Source organism: Mammaliicoccus sp. O-M54 (genome assembly GCF_022386035.1).
Lineage (GTDB): Bacteria > Bacillota > Bacilli > Staphylococcales > Staphylococcaceae > Mammaliicoccus > Mammaliicoccus sciuri_A.
Genome location: NZ_JAJNJE010000001.1, coordinates 188,557 through 203,305 on the forward strand (window position 1 = coordinate 188,557; position 14,749 = coordinate 203,305).

Consider the following 14,749-nt stretch of genomic DNA (forward strand, 5'->3'; position numbering starts at 1 on the left):
GGAGTTGGATTTGTGAAGCTCACGATATTTCATACAAATGATATACACAGTCATTTAAATACATATGCCAAAATATCTCAGTATATTAAAGATGAAAGAAGTCGTTGTCAGCATGATACTCTATATATTGATATAGGTGATCATATAGATTTATTTCATCCTTTAACAGAAGCATCACAAGGTAGAGAAAATGTTAATATTTTAAATGACAGTCACGTAGATGTTGTAACAATAGGTAACAATGAAGGTATGACAATATCTCATGATGCCTTAAACCACTTATATGATGAAGCTCAGTTCGATGTTACTTGTTGCAATTTATTTGATTTAGATGGCAATTTACCAAATCATATAACTTCTCATGTTGTTAAAGATATTAATGGTATTAAAGTATGTATGATTGGTTTGACAGCACCTTTTAATCATATTTATGAAAGACTTGATTGGAAAGTAACGTCACCATTACTTGCGCTAAAGAACGAAATCGAACAAGTGGAAGAATCGTATGATGTACTGCTCGTATTAAGTCATGTTGGCATCTTCTTTGATGAGCAAATTTGCAAAGAATGTCCGGAAGTTGACGTTATATTCGGCGCACATACACATCATTATTTTGAAAATGGCGAAGAACAAAATGGTGTGTTGATGGCTGCAGCTGGTAAATATGGTCATTATGTTGGTAAAGTAGATTTAGTTATTGAAAATCAAAAAGTTATCCATAAAGAAGCGGTAATTATTAATTCTGACTTAATTGAAGAAGTACCAAATGATTATGAAGAAAAAGGTAAGGCATTATTAAATAAACCGATTCTTAAAGGTCATTTTTCATTACCACGACGACTTAACAGTGCAAGTTATACAACAGATTTATTATGCGAAAGTGTATTAGAATTTACAGAAGCAGACTGTGCAATTATTAATGCAGGTCTTATTGTTAAAGGTAAGACAGGCAATGACTTAACAGAATACGATATTCATCAAATGTTACCGCATCCTATAAACACTGTTTCAGTAGATTTAAGAGGTGTAGAACTTAAACAAATTATTTATAAAGCGATGGAACAGTCCTATATGGATGAGGTAGCATTTGGATTTGGCTTTAGAGGGGATATTTTTGGAGGATATGTATTTAAAAATATCGGCTATATTGAGTCTACAGGTCAATGTTTTGTGAATGGAAAAGAAATAGAAGATCACGAACAATATAAGCTCGGTACAATTGATATGTACACATTCGGAAGATACTTCCCAATATTGAAAGATATGAATATAAATTATATTATGCCAGAGTTTTTAAGAAATATTTTTGAACAAAAGTTATTACAACATGAAAAGAAAGTGTAATGAGCATTTAAATTTATACTTATATTCGTTATAATATATAAAGATGAAAATTAATAATAGAAGGGTGTTCACGTATATGGCTACTAAAAATGAAGAAATATTACGTAAACCAGACTGGTTAAAAATAAAATTAAACACGAATAAGAATTACACAGGCTTGAAGAAAATGATGCGTGAGAAGAATCTTCATACAGTTTGTGAAGAAGCTAAATGTCCAAACATTCACGAATGTTGGGGAGAAAGACGTACAGCTACATTTATGATTTTAGGTGCAGTTTGTACGAGAGCATGTCGTTTCTGTGCAGTTAAAACAGGTCTTCCAAATGAGTTAGATTTAGATGAACCACAACGTGTAGCAGAATCAGTTCAACTTATGAACTTAAAACACGTAGTAATTACAGCTGTAGCAAGAGATGACTTGAAAGATGCTGGTTCTAACGTTTATGCAGAAACAGTACGTAAAGTAAGAGAGTTAAATCCATATACTACAATTGAAATTTTACCATCAGATATGGGTGGTAGTTATGAAGCTTTAGAAACATTAATGGCTTCTAAACCAGATATTTTAAACCATAATATCGAAACAGTTAGACGCTTAACACCAAGAGTTAGAGCACGTGCAAAATACGACCGTACATTAGAATTCTTAAGAAGATCTAAAGAAATGTACCCAGATATTCCTACTAAATCTAGCTTAATGGTTGGACTTGGTGAAACAGTTGAAGAAATTTATGAAACAATGGATGATTTACGTGCAAACGGCGTAGATATTATGACAATCGGTCAATATTTACAACCATCACGCAAACATTTAAATGTTCAAAAATACTACACACCTTTAGAATTTGGTAAATTAAGAAAAGTAGCGATGGAAAAAGGCTTTAAACATTGCCAAGCTGGTCCAATGGTACGTAGTTCTTATCACGCAGATGAACAAGTTAATGAAGCTGCTAAACAAAAACATATTCTAGGTGAACAAGCACTTAATAACTAATAAGGTGATTGAATGTTAACTAAAATAGAAAATAACTATTTTGAAGTGATTAAAGATGATCAGAAATCTTTCAATGAAGAACAATTTACATCACGTTATTCTGAAATTCTAGATAAATATGATTTTATTGTTGGTGACTTTGGTTACGAGCAACTTCGTTTAAAAGGCTTTTATCATGATTCTAATAAAAAAAGTGATGCAAATAAGCGATTCTCTGCCATTCAAGATTATATACTAGAGTATTGTAATTTTGGATGTAAATATTTTGTGTTAAGACGATTATCTAAATCTGAGATATCTAAATTAACAGCAGAAGAAGCAACTTTCATAGACGAAGAACATAAATTAGAAGATGTTAAAATAGAGCCAACAATTCAGCAAAACACTAAACAAGAACAACAAGACAAACAACAAGAAGCTGAAACAGTAGAAATAGAAGAAGACTTAATTGAAGAACAACCTACATCTAAAAATACTTTAAAAGATTATTTATAAACGAAAGAGCCCGGAAAATTCCGGGCTCTTTTTTTATTGAGCTATAGTGAGAGTTGTGAATATTTTTGTATGAAGTTGTTTATAATGACGGGTGCGTTAGTAACAAAAGTCGGCGGAAGTGTTACTATGGGTGTCCATAATTACAAAAATCGGTCGAAGTGTAACTATGGAGTGCCTTATTTACAAAACTACTGAGAATTGTCATTACTGGACTTCTTATTAGCACTTTGGGCAAAACTTGCTAATAACGGTATCAGTATTAGCACTTTCGGCCAGAACTGCTAATAACGCTCACACTATATTAATCACATACTTAATTCAAATCTATATATCTATAACATCATGTAAATATTCTGTTACTTCTTCGCCTTCTTCTTCTGTTAAACCGAGGATGTGACTAATATAGCCTTCTTCTTCTAAGTCATCTTTACCAATAATACCAAATGTATTGTTTTGAGTATTGAGTACCATTGTTTTTCCATAATGTCTATCTGTATAAATCAGTGTTAAGTCATAGCGACTGTGTTCACCGACAAATCCTACAAATTGTATTTTCGCTTCATCTTGCTCATCATATAAGAACATATCTATCATGTTTAGCGACTCCTTTTTAAAAATCTTTCTTTACTTGTATAGTATACAGAGCAATGCCCTACAATTCAAAATTATGATATGATGATATATGGATAGGAGGTCTTCTACATGTATTTCGTAGATAGCAAAACTTTAACTTTAAAATTAAATTATTTAGAAAAATTGACGGTAGATTTTGAAAGCGAGAAAAATTCTCCATATGCTTTAGAAAGAATCGCACATATGATGATTGAATCTGTAGTCGATATTGGGAATTTGATTATTGATGCATTTATTTTAAGAGATCCTGGTAATTATAAAGATGTAATTGATATTATGGAACTTGAAAAAGTATTCCAACCTTCAACGGCTGAAGCAATTAGAACATCTATTGATTACAGAAAAGAACTTATTCGAAATTATGAAAATCTTGATCATGATCAATTAAGAAAAGCTTTTGAAATTGCGACGCCATTTTATAAACAAGCAATTGAAGATACAAAACATTTTTTAGAAAATGAAAATGTTCCCGTAACAGCTTTTGGTGAAGGAGATAAAAATGAAAGATTATAAAGGTTATTTTATTGATATAGACGGCACAATGTATAAAGGTACGGAAGTTATTGAAGGTGCAATCGAATTTATAAATTATTTAAATGAAAATAATAAAGATTATTTATTTGTTACAAATAACTCATCAAAAACTCCTGCTGAAGTAGCAGAAAAATTAAATAATATGGGTTTTCATACTTCAAGTGAACATGTGATTACTTCTGCAATGGCAACGGCTGGATATATAAGTGAAGCTTCTCCAGGTGCATCAGTGTATATGGTAGGAGGAAGTGGATTAGAAACGTCTTTAAAAGATGCTGGATTAGTTGTGAAAGAAGATGAACATGTTGATTATGTCGTAATGGGCTTAGATGTGAATATTTCTTATGAAAAGCTTTCAGTAGCATGTTTAGCCGTTAGAAATGGCGCGAAATTCATATCTACAAATAAAGATGTTTCGATTCCAAATGAAAGAGGATTTTTACCTGGAAATGGTTCATTGACAAGCGTTGTAAGTGTATCGACTGGACAGACGCCAGTATTCATTGGTAAACCTGAAACAATTATTATGGAACAAGCTATTGAAAAAATTGGTCATGCTAAAGAAGATTGTGTCATGATTGGTGACTTATATGACACTGATATTTTAGCTGGAATCAATAGTGGCATTGATACATTACATGTACAAACGGGTGTAACATCTTTAGAAGAAATTAATAAAAAAGAAGTATTACCAACATATAGTGTTAAGAATTTATTTGAAGTGATTAAGTAAATTCACATAAGGAGCTGAGAACATGAATGAGAAAGTACTTGTTGCAAGACAATTACCAGAAAAGTTTATCAATCAGATTAAAGAATATGCAGAAGTAGATGTTTGGAATAGCGAATTAGAACCAATGCCTAGAGAAGCGTTTTTAGAACGTTCTCAAGATGCAACAATTGTCATTACGACATTAAGCGAGCAAATTGATGAGGAATTTTTTAACAATGCAACGCGCATAAAAGGTGTCGTCAATTTAGCTGTTGGTTTTGATAATATTGACGTGAAACTTGCTGAAGAAAAAGGTGTTGTTGTTACAAATACACCAGAAGTTTTAACAGAAACGACTGCTGAATTAGGCTTTACGTTAATGTTAACAGCAGCAAGAAGAATTGTTGAAGCGGTTCAATATGTACATAATGGCGAATGGAAAAGCTGGGGTCCATATCTTTTAGCAGGAAAAGATGTCCACGGCTCAACAGTTGGTATTTATGGTATGGGCTCAATTGGAGAAGCTTTTGCTAGAAGATTGAAAGGCTTTAATTGCAAAGTACTTTATCATAATCGCTCTAGAAAAGAAGAAGCTGAACAGCAATTAAACGTTGAATATCGTACAATGGATGAATTGCTTAATGAGAGTGATTTCGTAGTTTGTACAGCGCCATTAACGCCTGAAACAAAAGGCATATTCAATCGAGAAACATTTAAAAAAATGAAAAACTCAGCTATTTTAATTAATATCGGACGTGGTGGTCATATTGTAGAGTCTGATTTAATTGAAGCAATAGAGCAACAAGAAATTTTAGGTGCAGCATTAGATGTTGTTGAAAATGAACCTATTTCAGATGATCATCCATTTTTGAAAATGGATCAAGTGATCGTTGTGCCACACATTGGTAGTAGTTCAATTGCAACGCGAGATAAAATGGTGCAACTATGCGTAGATAATGCTAAACAAATTATGTCGAAACAAGATCCAATAACGCCGGTTAAATTAAAATAATTAAACGAAATTAATAACTAAAAAAGACAAACCAAAAGAATTAAATTTTTGGTTTGTCTTTTTATTGCCATATATTGCTAATTTTTTACATATAATTCTTGATATTCCATTATGCATAGAATATAATGATGAAATAGAATAATTACAAAATTAAAACACAAGGAGATTAACAATGGAAAAAATTAGGGATATTATAAACTCTGAAAACTTTAAATTGATTGGTTTGACGATTTTCTATTTACTAATCATGATTGTGTTATTTTGGATTTATGCTGGTGGAAGCGCAAGTAATGATTTTATATATAATGAATTTTAATGAAGGAGAACTTTTATGAATGACATCTTAGAAAAAGTAACATTTATGAATAAGTGGCATGCTGATAAGGTTGCTATAAATTATAGAGATGAAGTAATGACTTATGGTGAATTAGATCTTTATTCTAATAAATTAGCTACTTTAATTAAAGGTTCTGAAAAGCCTATAGTACTTTATGGTCATATGTCACCTTATATGATTGTGGGAATGATTGCGAGTATGAAAGCAGGCATTGGTTACGTTCCAATAGATACATCTATTCCATTAGAAAGAATAGAGCATATCATTGAGAAGGTTGAGCCTGTTTTTATTTTGAACACAACTGGAAATTTATTGAATAATTTACATGTAAATCAAATAACAATAGAAGAAATACTTGCTGTTGAATCAGTGGATCAAGATTTTAATAGAATAACTGATAAAGATATTGTTTATACAATTTTTACATCTGGCTCTACAGGTTTTCCTAAAGGTGTACAAATAAGATATGAAAGTCTTGTTGATTTTACAGAATGGATGCTGGAATTAAATCAAATAGGCGAGTACAAAATGTGGTTAAATCAAGCACCGTTTTCTTTTGACTTGTCTGTTATGGCCATTTATCCATGTTTAATGACAGGTGGTACACTTCAACTTGTTGATAAGAAGATGATTGAAAAGCCTAAACAATTATATGAATTACTTGAACAAAAAGCAGTAGAAAGCTGGGTATCTACACCTTCATTTTTAGAAATGTGTCTTTTATTGCCTAATTTTAATGAAACACATCATCCGAAATTAAAGCAGTTCTTCTTCTGTGGAGAAATATTAAGTCATAAAACAGCACAGAAATTACATGATTTGTTTACGACATCAACTATTTATAATACATATGGACCAACTGAAGCTACAGTTGCTGTAACGAGTATACAAATCACACAAGAAATACTGGATCAATTTAAACCTTTACCAATAGGCAAAGTGCGCCCAAATAGTGAATTGAAGTTAACAGATGAGGGTGAATTAATTATTATTGGTAAAAGTGTGAGCCAAGGTTACTTAAAAGATGAAGAAAAACATAATAAAGTGTTTAAAATCATTGATGGCCAATTAAATTATCATACAGGGGACAAAGCGTCTTATCGAGATGGCTATTGGTTCATTAACGGAAGAATTGATTTCCAAATTAAGATTAATGGGTATCGCATGGAACTTGAAGAAATTGAAAGCGTACTTGAACATTTACCAGATGTTAAACAAGCTGTCATTTCACCAATTAAACATGGTGAGAAAATCCAATATTTACATGCAACGATTGTACCAATGGATGACGAGCTAGATAGTGAAAATGACATGACAATGCATTTGAAACATGAATTGAAATTACATTTACCAGAATATATGATTCCTAGAAAATTCAGTTATGCTAAACAGCTACCTTTAACGGCCAATGGTAAATTAGATCGCAACAAAGTATTAGAGAGGTTAAATTCATGACACCATATGGCGATTTTACTTATTTCTACATCTGTTTAATCTTAATGTTGCCCGTAATTATTTTAGGATTAATCGGTAAGAAAAGTCTTATATACAATAGGTTAATAACCTTAATTATGCTTGTTTTAATTTTTTCGGATGACAGTAAAAATTTATTCGATAATCAATATTTAAGTTATCAACTTATTTTCTTTGCATTGTACGTATGTTACCAAGTTGTTTTGATTAGAACTTATAACACGCTCGTAAAGAAAACGAATAACTTCAAGTTATATGTAAGTGCAATATTGTTATCTATATTACCGTTAATTGTTGTCAAAGTATTACAAAGTAGCTGGCTTGGAACACATCAACTTACAATACATGGTAATAGAGTCATTGAATTTATTGGATTCTTAGGAATATCGTATATTGCATTTAAGAGTATTCAACTCATTATGGAAATTCGTGATAGTCGTATTAAATCTATTGATACGATGAAATTAATAGATTTTATTACGTTCTTTCCAACAATCTCATCTGGTCCAATAGATCGATATAAACGATTTATTAAAGATGAAGAGAAGACGATAGAACCTGAAAAGTACTATGACATGCTTATCAAAGCGATACATATGGTGTTTATGGGATTCTTGTATAAATATATTATTGCTTATTACATTAATGAATATGTCATAAAAGTTGTACCAATAGACACGGATCCGACATTTTTAAATTACTTATATTATATGTATGGTTATAGTTTCTATTTATTCTTTGATTTTGCGGGATACAGTTTATTTGCTATTGCATTTAGTTATTTATTTGGTGTACAAACACCAGTTAACTTTAACCAACCATTTAAAGCTAAAAATATTAAAGATTTCTGGAATAGATGGCATATGAGTTTATCATTTTGGTTTAGAGATTGCGTATATATGCGATTTGTATTTTGGGTATCTAAAGAAAAATTATTAAAAGATAAATTATTAATATCTAATTTAGGATTTTTCTTAAATTTCTTTATTATGGGTATTTGGCACGGTATTGAATGGCATTATATTTTGTATGGTTTATATCATGCAATGCTATTTATTGGATATGGCTATTATGAACAATGGCGTAAAAAACATCCTATAAAGATGAATCCAAGCATTATGAACATAGTAGCAATTCTTATTACGTTCCATTGTATAGCATTTGGATTTTTACTTTTCTCAGGCAAGTTAATACATTAAAAAAGGGAGATATATTATGAATTTTGAAGAGAGTGTTTTAAATATTTTAGCAGAAGTTGCAGAAAATGATATCGTTAAAGAAAATCCTGATATTGAAATATTTGAAGAAGGTATTATCGATTCATTTGCGACAGTTGGATTATTATTAGAAATTCAAAATAATTTAGGCATTGATGTGACAATTACTGATTTTGATAGAGATGAGTGGGCAACACCAAATAAAATTATAGAAGTACTTAAGGAATTACAATGAAACTAAAGTTATTGTTACCATTATTAATAAGTGGTTTATTATTCGGTTTATTTTTACTCGTACCTGTAGAATGGATTAAATCATTTTCAAAGTATGACAGTATTAATAACGAAGCGATATCTTTAGATGATACAGTACTAAAAGGTGTGCACTCACAAGAAGAAATGTTATTAAGCAAAAAGTTCTATCCAATCTTTGGATCAAGTGAATTGGAAAAACAAGACATCTTCCATCCAGCGTATATCTTGAATGATAAAAAAGCGAAATTACAACCATATCTAATAGGTACGGGTGGATCAACTGATTTAATTCATGCAATTAATATGGGGAGCCAAGCACATAATCTGAAAGGTAAAAAAATAGCGATTATTATTTCTCCACAATGGTTTACGAATCATGGATTGACTAATGATAATTTTAGTGCTCGATTTTCACCATTACAAGCTGACCACTTATTTAAAAATAAAGTGTTAAGTCCAGAAATTAAAGATCGTTTTGCTAAAAGATTAGTGCAATTCAAACAATTAAAATCAGACCCATACTTAAAATCAATCATAGAAAAAGAAAATCATCATTATGATGAAGGTACATTTATGAATGATTTTGAAAAAAACATCTATGAAAAACACGACGCTTTAAAATCAATTTTTGGACAAGAAAAAGCAAAGTTACATAGAGAAGAGCACCATCATTTTAATCAAATGAATTGGAATGATTTGAAGTTATACGCTTCTGAATATGGCGCACAACATTCAAGAACAAACAAATTTTGTATGAATGATAAATATTGGCACTTATTAAAGCAGCAACGTAAAAGATATAATCGTAATTACGAGTTTAATATGCATTCGAAAGAATTTGATGATTTACAATTATTAATTGATACTTTAAAAGAAGCCAAAGCAGATCCATTGTTTATCGTTATTCCAGCAAATGGAAAATGGTATGACCATATCCATGTCGATAAAGAGAAACGTGAAGCGGTATATGAGAAAATCAATCATATGATTCAAAAGAACGATATGAAAGTATATGATTTAACCGATAAAGAATATGAACCGTATGTTATAACAGATGCCGTTCATATTGGATGGAAAGGCTGGGTATATATTAATGAACAAATGATACAACACATCAATGGAACATATGATGGAAAAGAGAGTAGACATTATCATTAATATTACCTAGGAAATAAAAAACAGGACATCGTCTTATAAACGATGTCCTATTTTTTATTAATTATAAAGTTAGAATACTTGTTCTACTTCCACTACGCCAGGTACTTCTTCTAATAAAGCACGTTCTATGCCAGCTTTTAGCGTAATAGTAGAACTTGGGCAAGTACCACAAGCACCAAGTAGACGTAATTTAACAATCCCGTCATCAACATCTACTAGTTCACAGTCGCCGCCATCACGTAATAAGAATGGTCTTAACTTTTCGAGTACATCACTAACTTGATCAAACATTGTTTGTTGTTCGGTAGCCATATATATTAATACTCCTCTCATCAAGTGTTATTAGATACATTAATCTTATTTATCTATTATAATAGAAATAAGGTAAAAAATCTATTCATGAAACTAGGGGGATGCTAAAATGTCCAAGGCAAGTATAGTAATTTATGGGGCTGATGTTGTATGTGCAAGTTGTGTAAATGCACCATCATCAAAAGATACATTTGAGTGGTTACAAGCAATTTTAGGAAGAAAATATCCAGAGTTAAACCTTGAATACACATATATTGATATTATGAATCAAACTGAAAATTTAACAGATCACGACCAACAATTTATTGAAAGAATAAACGAAGACGAACTATTCTATCCACTCGTAACAATCAATGATGAATACGTAGCAGATGGTTATGTTCAATTAAAGCCAGTAACAAAATTTATAGATGAACACGTAGCAGTAGAACAATAAATAAGAATAATGTTGGGAAGATTGTTGGGGACAGGTGAGTTGGGTAGAGAGTAGATGTGTGATATGAGGCAAGATGTGGCTTAATGTCCGAATAAAGCCAAGAGATAGTTCAAGTCGTAGCTTAATGTCCGAATAAAGCCAAGAAAATACTAAAGTTATCCCGTTCCTTAACAACCACAACAAACTCACATCTTCACTTCCATCCAACCCCACATACAACAAAAAAGTAGCAGAGTAATCTGCTACTTTTTTCTTATCCGTTATGATATTTATATAACCATAAGACGCCTGATTTAATGACTCTTGCTAAACGACCGGTTACGGTTTGTTCCATTAAATAAGCGAATCCTTGTTTTTCACCAAGTGAACCTACAAATCCTTGTGGTTTCAATTCTGGCATCTTTTCAGGTAGTGGTTTGTTTGCCCATTGTAATTTCATGACTTCAGCGATTTGGTCAGCTTGTATTTCTGCTAAATATGCGCTTGGTGCATGTGGTAATGCTGCGCAATCGCCTACAATATATACATTTGGATATGTTGGAATTTGATGATATTGATTTACGATAACCCTTCTACCGTCATTAGTATCAACTGGAAGATTTCTAACGATTTCAACTGGTTGTATACCGGCAGTCCATACGACTAAATCAACGTTATGAATATCTTCATTGTTATAAAGTTGACCTGGTTCAACTTTAGTGATATTTGAATTTGGTACAACTTCTACATTATGTTTATCAAACCATTTTTTTACGTATTTACTTAACTTTTCTGGGAATGCAGGTAAGATTCGTGCACCTCTATCGAAAAGTTTGATTTTAATATCTTGTCTACTTTCGCGTAATTCACTTGCAAGTTCTATACCGCTTAACCCTGCACCAACGATACCAACAGTTGCATCACTTGGTAAGTCACATATTGCTTGGTATGTTTTGCGTGCGTTTTGTACAGTTTGAATACTATAAGTATATTCTTTTGCGCCAGGTACGTTGTGATATTTGTCTTCACAACCTAAACCTATTACAAGTTCATCATAATCAACTCGTGTATCTCCAACTGAAACAATTTGATTGTCTAAATCAATATCAGTAATTTCCCCATATACTGTATTAATTTTTTTATCTTTTGGAAATTGAACTCGAATATCTTTATCTGGTTTTGTGCCTGCTGCTAATGCGTAGAATTCTGTTTTTAAACCGTGAAATGGCATACGATCAATCAGCGTAATTGAATAATCGGAAGGTAATGTGCTAGGAAGTATTTCTTTCATTAAGCGCATATTACCGTATCCGCCCCCTAATAATACTAAGCTTTTCATCGTTATTCTCCTTTGTCCATAAATCAAATTTCTACAAATTTGTATGTATATATTTTATAATATATAAGTATACTTTTAGTATAATCGTTTTTGGCATAAACTACAATGAATGTTAAAATAGTTTAATGAATAAAAAGTGAGTAGGTGAACACATTGAACCCAATTGTCGAATTTTGTATTTCAAACTTGGCCAAAGGTGCTGATGTAGTGTTTAACAAGCTCGACAATGATCCAGAAGTAGATGTATTGGAATACGGTTGTCTACAAAATTGTGGACCATGTGCAAGAGGGTTATATGCATTAGTCAATGGAGATATGGTCAAGGGAGAAACACCAGAAGAATTACTTGAAAATATATATAGTCATATAGAAGAAAATTGGATTTTTTAGGAGGAATAAATATGTCAACTGTTATATTAACTGAAGCAGCAGCTTATGAAGTTAAAGATATGATGAAAAATAACGATATGCCAAATGGTTATTTGAAAGTATCTGTTAAAGGTGGCGGTTGTACGGGACTTTCTTACGGGATGTCAGCAGAAGAAGAACCAGCAGAGAATGATGAAGTTCTAGAGTTTTATGGTGTGAAAGTGTTAGTAGATAAGAATGATGCACCAATTTTAAATGGTACAACAATTGACTTTAAGACATCTTTAATGGGTGGCGGATTTGCGATTGACAACCCTAATGCGATTGCAGCTTGTGGTTGCGGAAGCTCATTTAAGACAAGAGATGTTTCTGGTACACCAGAACAATGCTAAGGAATTGATATGTCACACTTGAATTTATCTTTATAAAAATATACAATAAAACTTGTATGTAAATAGTATTATCTTTATTTGTGAGGAAAAACACAAAGTGACACAACTTTCCTATAAGTGTCAAACAAAATTTAGAAAGTATAGGTGAAAATAATGGGATTTGAACGTAAAAAAGTTCTAGTATTAGGGGCAGGTTACGCTGGCTTACAAACAGTAACTAAATTGCAAAAATTAGTTTCAAACCAAGACGTTGATGTTACATTAATCAACAAAAACGATTATCACTACGAAGCTACATGGTTACACGAAGCTTCTGCAGGTACTTTAAACTATGAGGATGCTTTATATCCAATTACAAATGTAATCGACAGAAATAAAGTAAACTTCGTTAAAGCAGAAGTAACAAAAATCAACAAAGATGCTAAAACAGTTGAAACATCTAACGGTGTATTCGAATATGATATTCTAGTTGTTGCATTAGGATTTGAAAGTGAAACATTCGGTATTGAAGGTATGAAAGAACACGCTTTACAAATCGAAAACATTAACACTTCTCGTCGTATTGCTAAACACATCGAAGATAAATTTGCTAATTATGCTGCATCTAAAGAAAAAGATGAAAATGACTTAGCAATCTTAGTAGGTGGCGCTGGATTCACTGGTGTTGAATTATTAGGTGAATTAACAGAACGTATTCCTGAATTATGTAAAAAATACGGTGTAGATCAATCTAAAGTTAAAATCACTTGTGTTGAAGCTGCTCCAAAAATGTTACCTATGTTCTCAGAAAACTTAGTGAACTACGTTGTTAAATATTTAGAAGACCGTGGTGTTGAATTCAAAATTTCTACTCCAATCGTTGCTTGTAATGAAAAAGGTTTCGTAGTTAAAGTTAACGACGAAGAACAAACTTTAGAAGCTAACACAGCTATTTGGGCTGCAGGTGTTAGAGGTAGCAAATTAATGGAAGAATCATTTGACGGCGTTAAACGTGGTCGTATCGTAGTTAAAGATGATTTATCAATCGACAACTATGATGATATCTTCGTAATTGGTGACTGTTCAGCTGTTATGGCTGGTGAAGGAGACAACAAACGTCCACTTCCAACAACAGCACAAATCGCTATGCAACAAGGTGAACACCTTGCTAAAAACATCAAAAACATCTTCAATGGTGAGAAAACAGAACCATTCGTATACGATGACAAAGGTACTGTATGTTCATTAGGTAGCCATGATGGTGTTGGTGTTGTTATGGGTCGTGAAATTACTGGTAAAAAAGCAGCATTCATGAAAAAAGTTATCGATACTCGTGCAATTTTCAAAATTGGTGGTATCGGATTAGCCTATAAAAAAGGTAAATTCTAATTGATTCATTATTAAGTGTAGAGACCTGCTATTAGGCGGGTCTCTTTTTTTAAAGGAGGTTAGCTATGATATCTTTACCGCAAGTTATCATATCAATGGCATTATTTTTTGTTCTGTTTTTTGGAATCGCTTTTATATTAAATATGCTATTAAAAGGTACTTGGTTAATGGTCGTACTTTATCCATTTGTTATTTTTGCAATTGTAGATAAAATTTCCACGGCTATGTACTTTACAGATCCAACAACTGCATTTTCAAAACTTATTACAGGTTTAACACACATACATACTGCGGATATATTAATGCTTGGTTCAGGATGGATTGGCGCGATTGTCGCAGGATTTGTTATAAGGAATTTACGAAGAAGCGGTTATTCAATGTTTTAACAAA

18 protein-coding genes and 1 pseudogene are annotated in these 14,749 nt (G+C 31.8%); 16 read left to right on the forward strand and 3 right to left on the reverse strand.

Annotation, left to right across the window (positions count from 1 at the left end; all coding sequences use genetic code 11):
• Nucleotides 1–12 precede the first annotated feature (12 nt).
• From LQ673_RS01065 to LQ673_RS01075, 3 genes and pseudogenes are all read left to right on the forward strand, one after another.
• Nucleotides 13–1,344 carry a bifunctional metallophosphatase/5'-nucleotidase gene (locus LQ673_RS01065; protein WP_191836740.1) on the forward strand — a complete coding sequence of 444 codons (1,332 nt, stop codon included), beginning with the start codon at nucleotides 13–15 and terminating at the stop codon, nucleotides 1,342–1,344.
• 76 nt (nucleotides 1,345–1,420) lie between these two features.
• Nucleotides 1,421–2,338 carry a lipoyl synthase gene (lipA, locus tag LQ673_RS01070; protein ID WP_025904395.1) on the forward strand — a complete coding sequence of 306 codons (918 nt, stop codon included), beginning with the start codon at nucleotides 1,421–1,423 and terminating at the stop codon, nucleotides 2,336–2,338.
• 12 nt (nucleotides 2,339–2,350) lie between these two features.
• Nucleotides 2,351–2,728, forward strand: a pseudogene (locus tag LQ673_RS01075) (YutD family protein); the annotation flags it as partial.
• A gap of 429 nt (nucleotides 2,729–3,157) precedes the next feature.
• Here LQ673_RS01075 and LQ673_RS01080 read toward each other — a convergent pair.
• Entirely contained in the window at nucleotides 3,158–3,427 is a 270-nt protein-coding gene (locus LQ673_RS01080) for a DUF3055 domain-containing protein (RefSeq protein ID WP_025904397.1), read from the reverse strand.
• Between the two features lie 108 nt (nucleotides 3,428–3,535).
• On the opposite strand from LQ673_RS01080, the gene LQ673_RS01085 reads away from it, so the two are divergent.
• The 8 genes from LQ673_RS01085 to dltD all read left to right on the forward strand — a co-directional run bounded on the left by LQ673_RS01085 (nucleotide 3,536) and on the right by dltD (nucleotide 10,164).
• On the forward strand, nucleotides 3,536–3,979 hold the full coding sequence (locus tag LQ673_RS01085; protein ID WP_025904398.1) for a DUF86 domain-containing protein: 444 nt from the start codon (nucleotides 3,536–3,538) through the stop codon (nucleotides 3,977–3,979).
• Nucleotides 3,966–4,733, forward strand: a complete 768-nt coding sequence (locus tag LQ673_RS01090; protein ID WP_025904399.1) for a TIGR01457 family HAD-type hydrolase — start codon at nucleotides 3,966–3,968, stop codon at nucleotides 4,731–4,733. The genes LQ673_RS01085 and LQ673_RS01090 overlap by 14 nt, the downstream gene beginning before the upstream one ends.
• A 22-nt stretch (nucleotides 4,734–4,755) precedes the next feature.
• A complete protein-coding gene (locus LQ673_RS01095; RefSeq protein WP_191835723.1) occupies nucleotides 4,756–5,724 on the forward strand; it encodes a 2-hydroxyacid dehydrogenase in 969 nt (322 codons plus the stop codon).
• Between the two features lie 172 nt (nucleotides 5,725–5,896).
• Nucleotides 5,897–6,040: a teichoic acid D-Ala incorporation-associated protein DltX gene (locus LQ673_RS01100; RefSeq protein WP_075577785.1), complete on the forward strand. Its 144-nt coding sequence runs from the start codon at nucleotides 5,897–5,899 to the stop codon at nucleotides 6,038–6,040.
• 15 nt (nucleotides 6,041–6,055) lie between these two features.
• On the forward strand, nucleotides 6,056–7,516 hold the full coding sequence (gene dltA, locus LQ673_RS01105) for a D-alanine--poly(phosphoribitol) ligase subunit DltA (protein WP_191835724.1): 1,461 nt from the start codon (nucleotides 6,056–6,058) through the stop codon (nucleotides 7,514–7,516).
• Nucleotides 7,513–8,733 carry a D-alanyl-lipoteichoic acid biosynthesis protein DltB gene (gene dltB, locus LQ673_RS01110; protein ID WP_191835725.1) on the forward strand — a complete coding sequence of 407 codons (1,221 nt, stop codon included), beginning with the start codon at nucleotides 7,513–7,515 and terminating at the stop codon, nucleotides 8,731–8,733. Before dltA ends, dltB begins: the two co-directional genes overlap by 4 nt.
• A 16-nt stretch (nucleotides 8,734–8,749) precedes the next feature.
• Nucleotides 8,750–8,986, forward strand: coding sequence for a D-alanine--poly(phosphoribitol) ligase subunit 2 (gene dltC / locus LQ673_RS01115; RefSeq protein WP_037588840.1), 237 nt, complete (start codon nucleotides 8,750–8,752; stop codon nucleotides 8,984–8,986).
• Nucleotides 8,983–10,164, forward strand: a complete 1,182-nt coding sequence (dltD, locus tag LQ673_RS01120; RefSeq protein WP_191835726.1) for a D-alanyl-lipoteichoic acid biosynthesis protein DltD — start codon at nucleotides 8,983–8,985, stop codon at nucleotides 10,162–10,164. The genes dltC and dltD overlap by 4 nt, the downstream gene beginning before the upstream one ends.
• 69 nt (nucleotides 10,165–10,233) lie before the next feature.
• On the opposite strand, the gene LQ673_RS01125 is transcribed toward dltD, so the two are convergent.
• The gene (locus LQ673_RS01125) at nucleotides 10,234–10,476 is read right to left on the reverse strand and encodes a NifU family protein (protein ID WP_025904405.1); all 243 of its coding nucleotides are present in this window, start codon (nucleotides 10,474–10,476) and stop codon (nucleotides 10,234–10,236) included.
• A 109-nt stretch (nucleotides 10,477–10,585) separates the two neighbouring features.
• On the opposite strand from LQ673_RS01125, the gene LQ673_RS01130 reads away from it, so the two are divergent.
• Nucleotides 10,586–10,912, forward strand: a complete 327-nt coding sequence (locus LQ673_RS01130; protein WP_037588843.1) for a YuzD family protein — start codon at nucleotides 10,586–10,588, stop codon at nucleotides 10,910–10,912.
• Between the two features lie 253 nt (nucleotides 10,913–11,165).
• Here LQ673_RS01130 and LQ673_RS01135 read toward each other — a convergent pair whose 3' ends face one another.
• Nucleotides 11,166–12,230, reverse strand: a complete 1,065-nt coding sequence (locus LQ673_RS01135) for an NAD(P)/FAD-dependent oxidoreductase (RefSeq protein WP_037588844.1) — start codon at nucleotides 12,228–12,230, stop codon at nucleotides 11,166–11,168.
• Between the two features lie 153 nt (nucleotides 12,231–12,383).
• On the opposite strand from LQ673_RS01135, the gene LQ673_RS01140 reads away from it, so the two are divergent.
• The 4 genes from LQ673_RS01140 (at nucleotide 12,384) to LQ673_RS01155 (ending at nucleotide 14,745) form a co-directional block, all read left to right on the forward strand.
• Nucleotides 12,384–12,620 carry a YuzB family protein gene (locus LQ673_RS01140; RefSeq protein ID WP_025904683.1) on the forward strand — a complete coding sequence of 79 codons (237 nt, stop codon included), beginning with the start codon at nucleotides 12,384–12,386 and terminating at the stop codon, nucleotides 12,618–12,620.
• Between the two features lie 11 nt (nucleotides 12,621–12,631).
• Nucleotides 12,632–12,991, forward strand: a complete 360-nt coding sequence (locus tag LQ673_RS01145) for a HesB/IscA family protein (RefSeq protein ID WP_025904684.1) — start codon at nucleotides 12,632–12,634, stop codon at nucleotides 12,989–12,991.
• A gap of 153 nt (nucleotides 12,992–13,144) precedes the next feature.
• Nucleotides 13,145–14,359 (forward strand): NAD(P)/FAD-dependent oxidoreductase, encoded by a 1,215-nt coding sequence (locus LQ673_RS01150; protein WP_037588845.1) that lies wholly within the window; start codon nucleotides 13,145–13,147, stop codon nucleotides 14,357–14,359.
• Nucleotides 14,360–14,424: 65 nt separating this feature from the next.
• On the forward strand, nucleotides 14,425–14,745 hold the full coding sequence (locus LQ673_RS01155; protein WP_107577233.1) for a YuiB family protein: 321 nt from the start codon (nucleotides 14,425–14,427) through the stop codon (nucleotides 14,743–14,745).
• Nucleotides 14,746–14,749 lie beyond the last annotated feature (4 nt).

What these genes read in the sequence shown, in the direction of transcription:
- lipA (WP_025904395.1), top strand. Translation starts at nt 1,421, where the DNA reads ATGGCTACTAAAAATGAAGAAATATTACGTAAACCAGACTGGTTAAAA.
- dltC (WP_037588840.1), top strand. Translation starts at nt 8,750, where the DNA reads ATGAATTTTGAAGAGAGTGTTTTAAATATTTTAGCAGAAGTTGCAGAA.
- LQ673_RS01130 (WP_037588843.1), top strand. Translation starts at nt 10,586, where the DNA reads ATGTCCAAGGCAAGTATAGTAATTTATGGGGCTGATGTTGTATGTGCA.
- dltB (WP_191835725.1), top strand. Translation starts at nt 7,513, where the DNA reads ATGACACCATATGGCGATTTTACTTATTTCTACATCTGTTTAATCTTA.
- LQ673_RS01085 (WP_025904398.1), top strand. Translation starts at nt 3,536, where the DNA reads ATGTATTTCGTAGATAGCAAAACTTTAACTTTAAAATTAAATTATTTA.
- dltA (WP_191835724.1), top strand. Translation starts at nt 6,056, where the DNA reads ATGAATGACATCTTAGAAAAAGTAACATTTATGAATAAGTGGCATGCT.
- LQ673_RS01090 (WP_025904399.1), top strand. Translation starts at nt 3,966, where the DNA reads ATGAAAGATTATAAAGGTTATTTTATTGATATAGACGGCACAATGTAT.
- LQ673_RS01135 (WP_037588844.1), bottom strand. Translation starts at nt 12,230, where the DNA reads ATGAAAAGCTTAGTATTATTAGGGGGCGGATACGGTAATATGCGCTTA.
- LQ673_RS01080 (WP_025904397.1), bottom strand. Translation starts at nt 3,427, where the DNA reads ATGATAGATATGTTCTTATATGATGAGCAAGATGAAGCGAAAATACAA.
- LQ673_RS01155 (WP_107577233.1), top strand. Translation starts at nt 14,425, where the DNA reads ATGATATCTTTACCGCAAGTTATCATATCAATGGCATTATTTTTTGTT.
- LQ673_RS01100 (WP_075577785.1), top strand. Translation starts at nt 5,897, where the DNA reads ATGGAAAAAATTAGGGATATTATAAACTCTGAAAACTTTAAATTGATT.
- LQ673_RS01125 (WP_025904405.1), bottom strand. Translation starts at nt 10,476, where the DNA reads ATGGCTACCGAACAACAAACAATGTTTGATCAAGTTAGTGATGTACTC.
- dltD (WP_191835726.1), top strand. Translation starts at nt 8,983, where the DNA reads ATGAAACTAAAGTTATTGTTACCATTATTAATAAGTGGTTTATTATTC.
- LQ673_RS01095 (WP_191835723.1), top strand. Translation starts at nt 4,756, where the DNA reads ATGAATGAGAAAGTACTTGTTGCAAGACAATTACCAGAAAAGTTTATC.
- LQ673_RS01145 (WP_025904684.1), top strand. Translation starts at nt 12,632, where the DNA reads ATGTCAACTGTTATATTAACTGAAGCAGCAGCTTATGAAGTTAAAGAT.
- LQ673_RS01150 (WP_037588845.1), top strand. Translation starts at nt 13,145, where the DNA reads ATGGGATTTGAACGTAAAAAAGTTCTAGTATTAGGGGCAGGTTACGCT.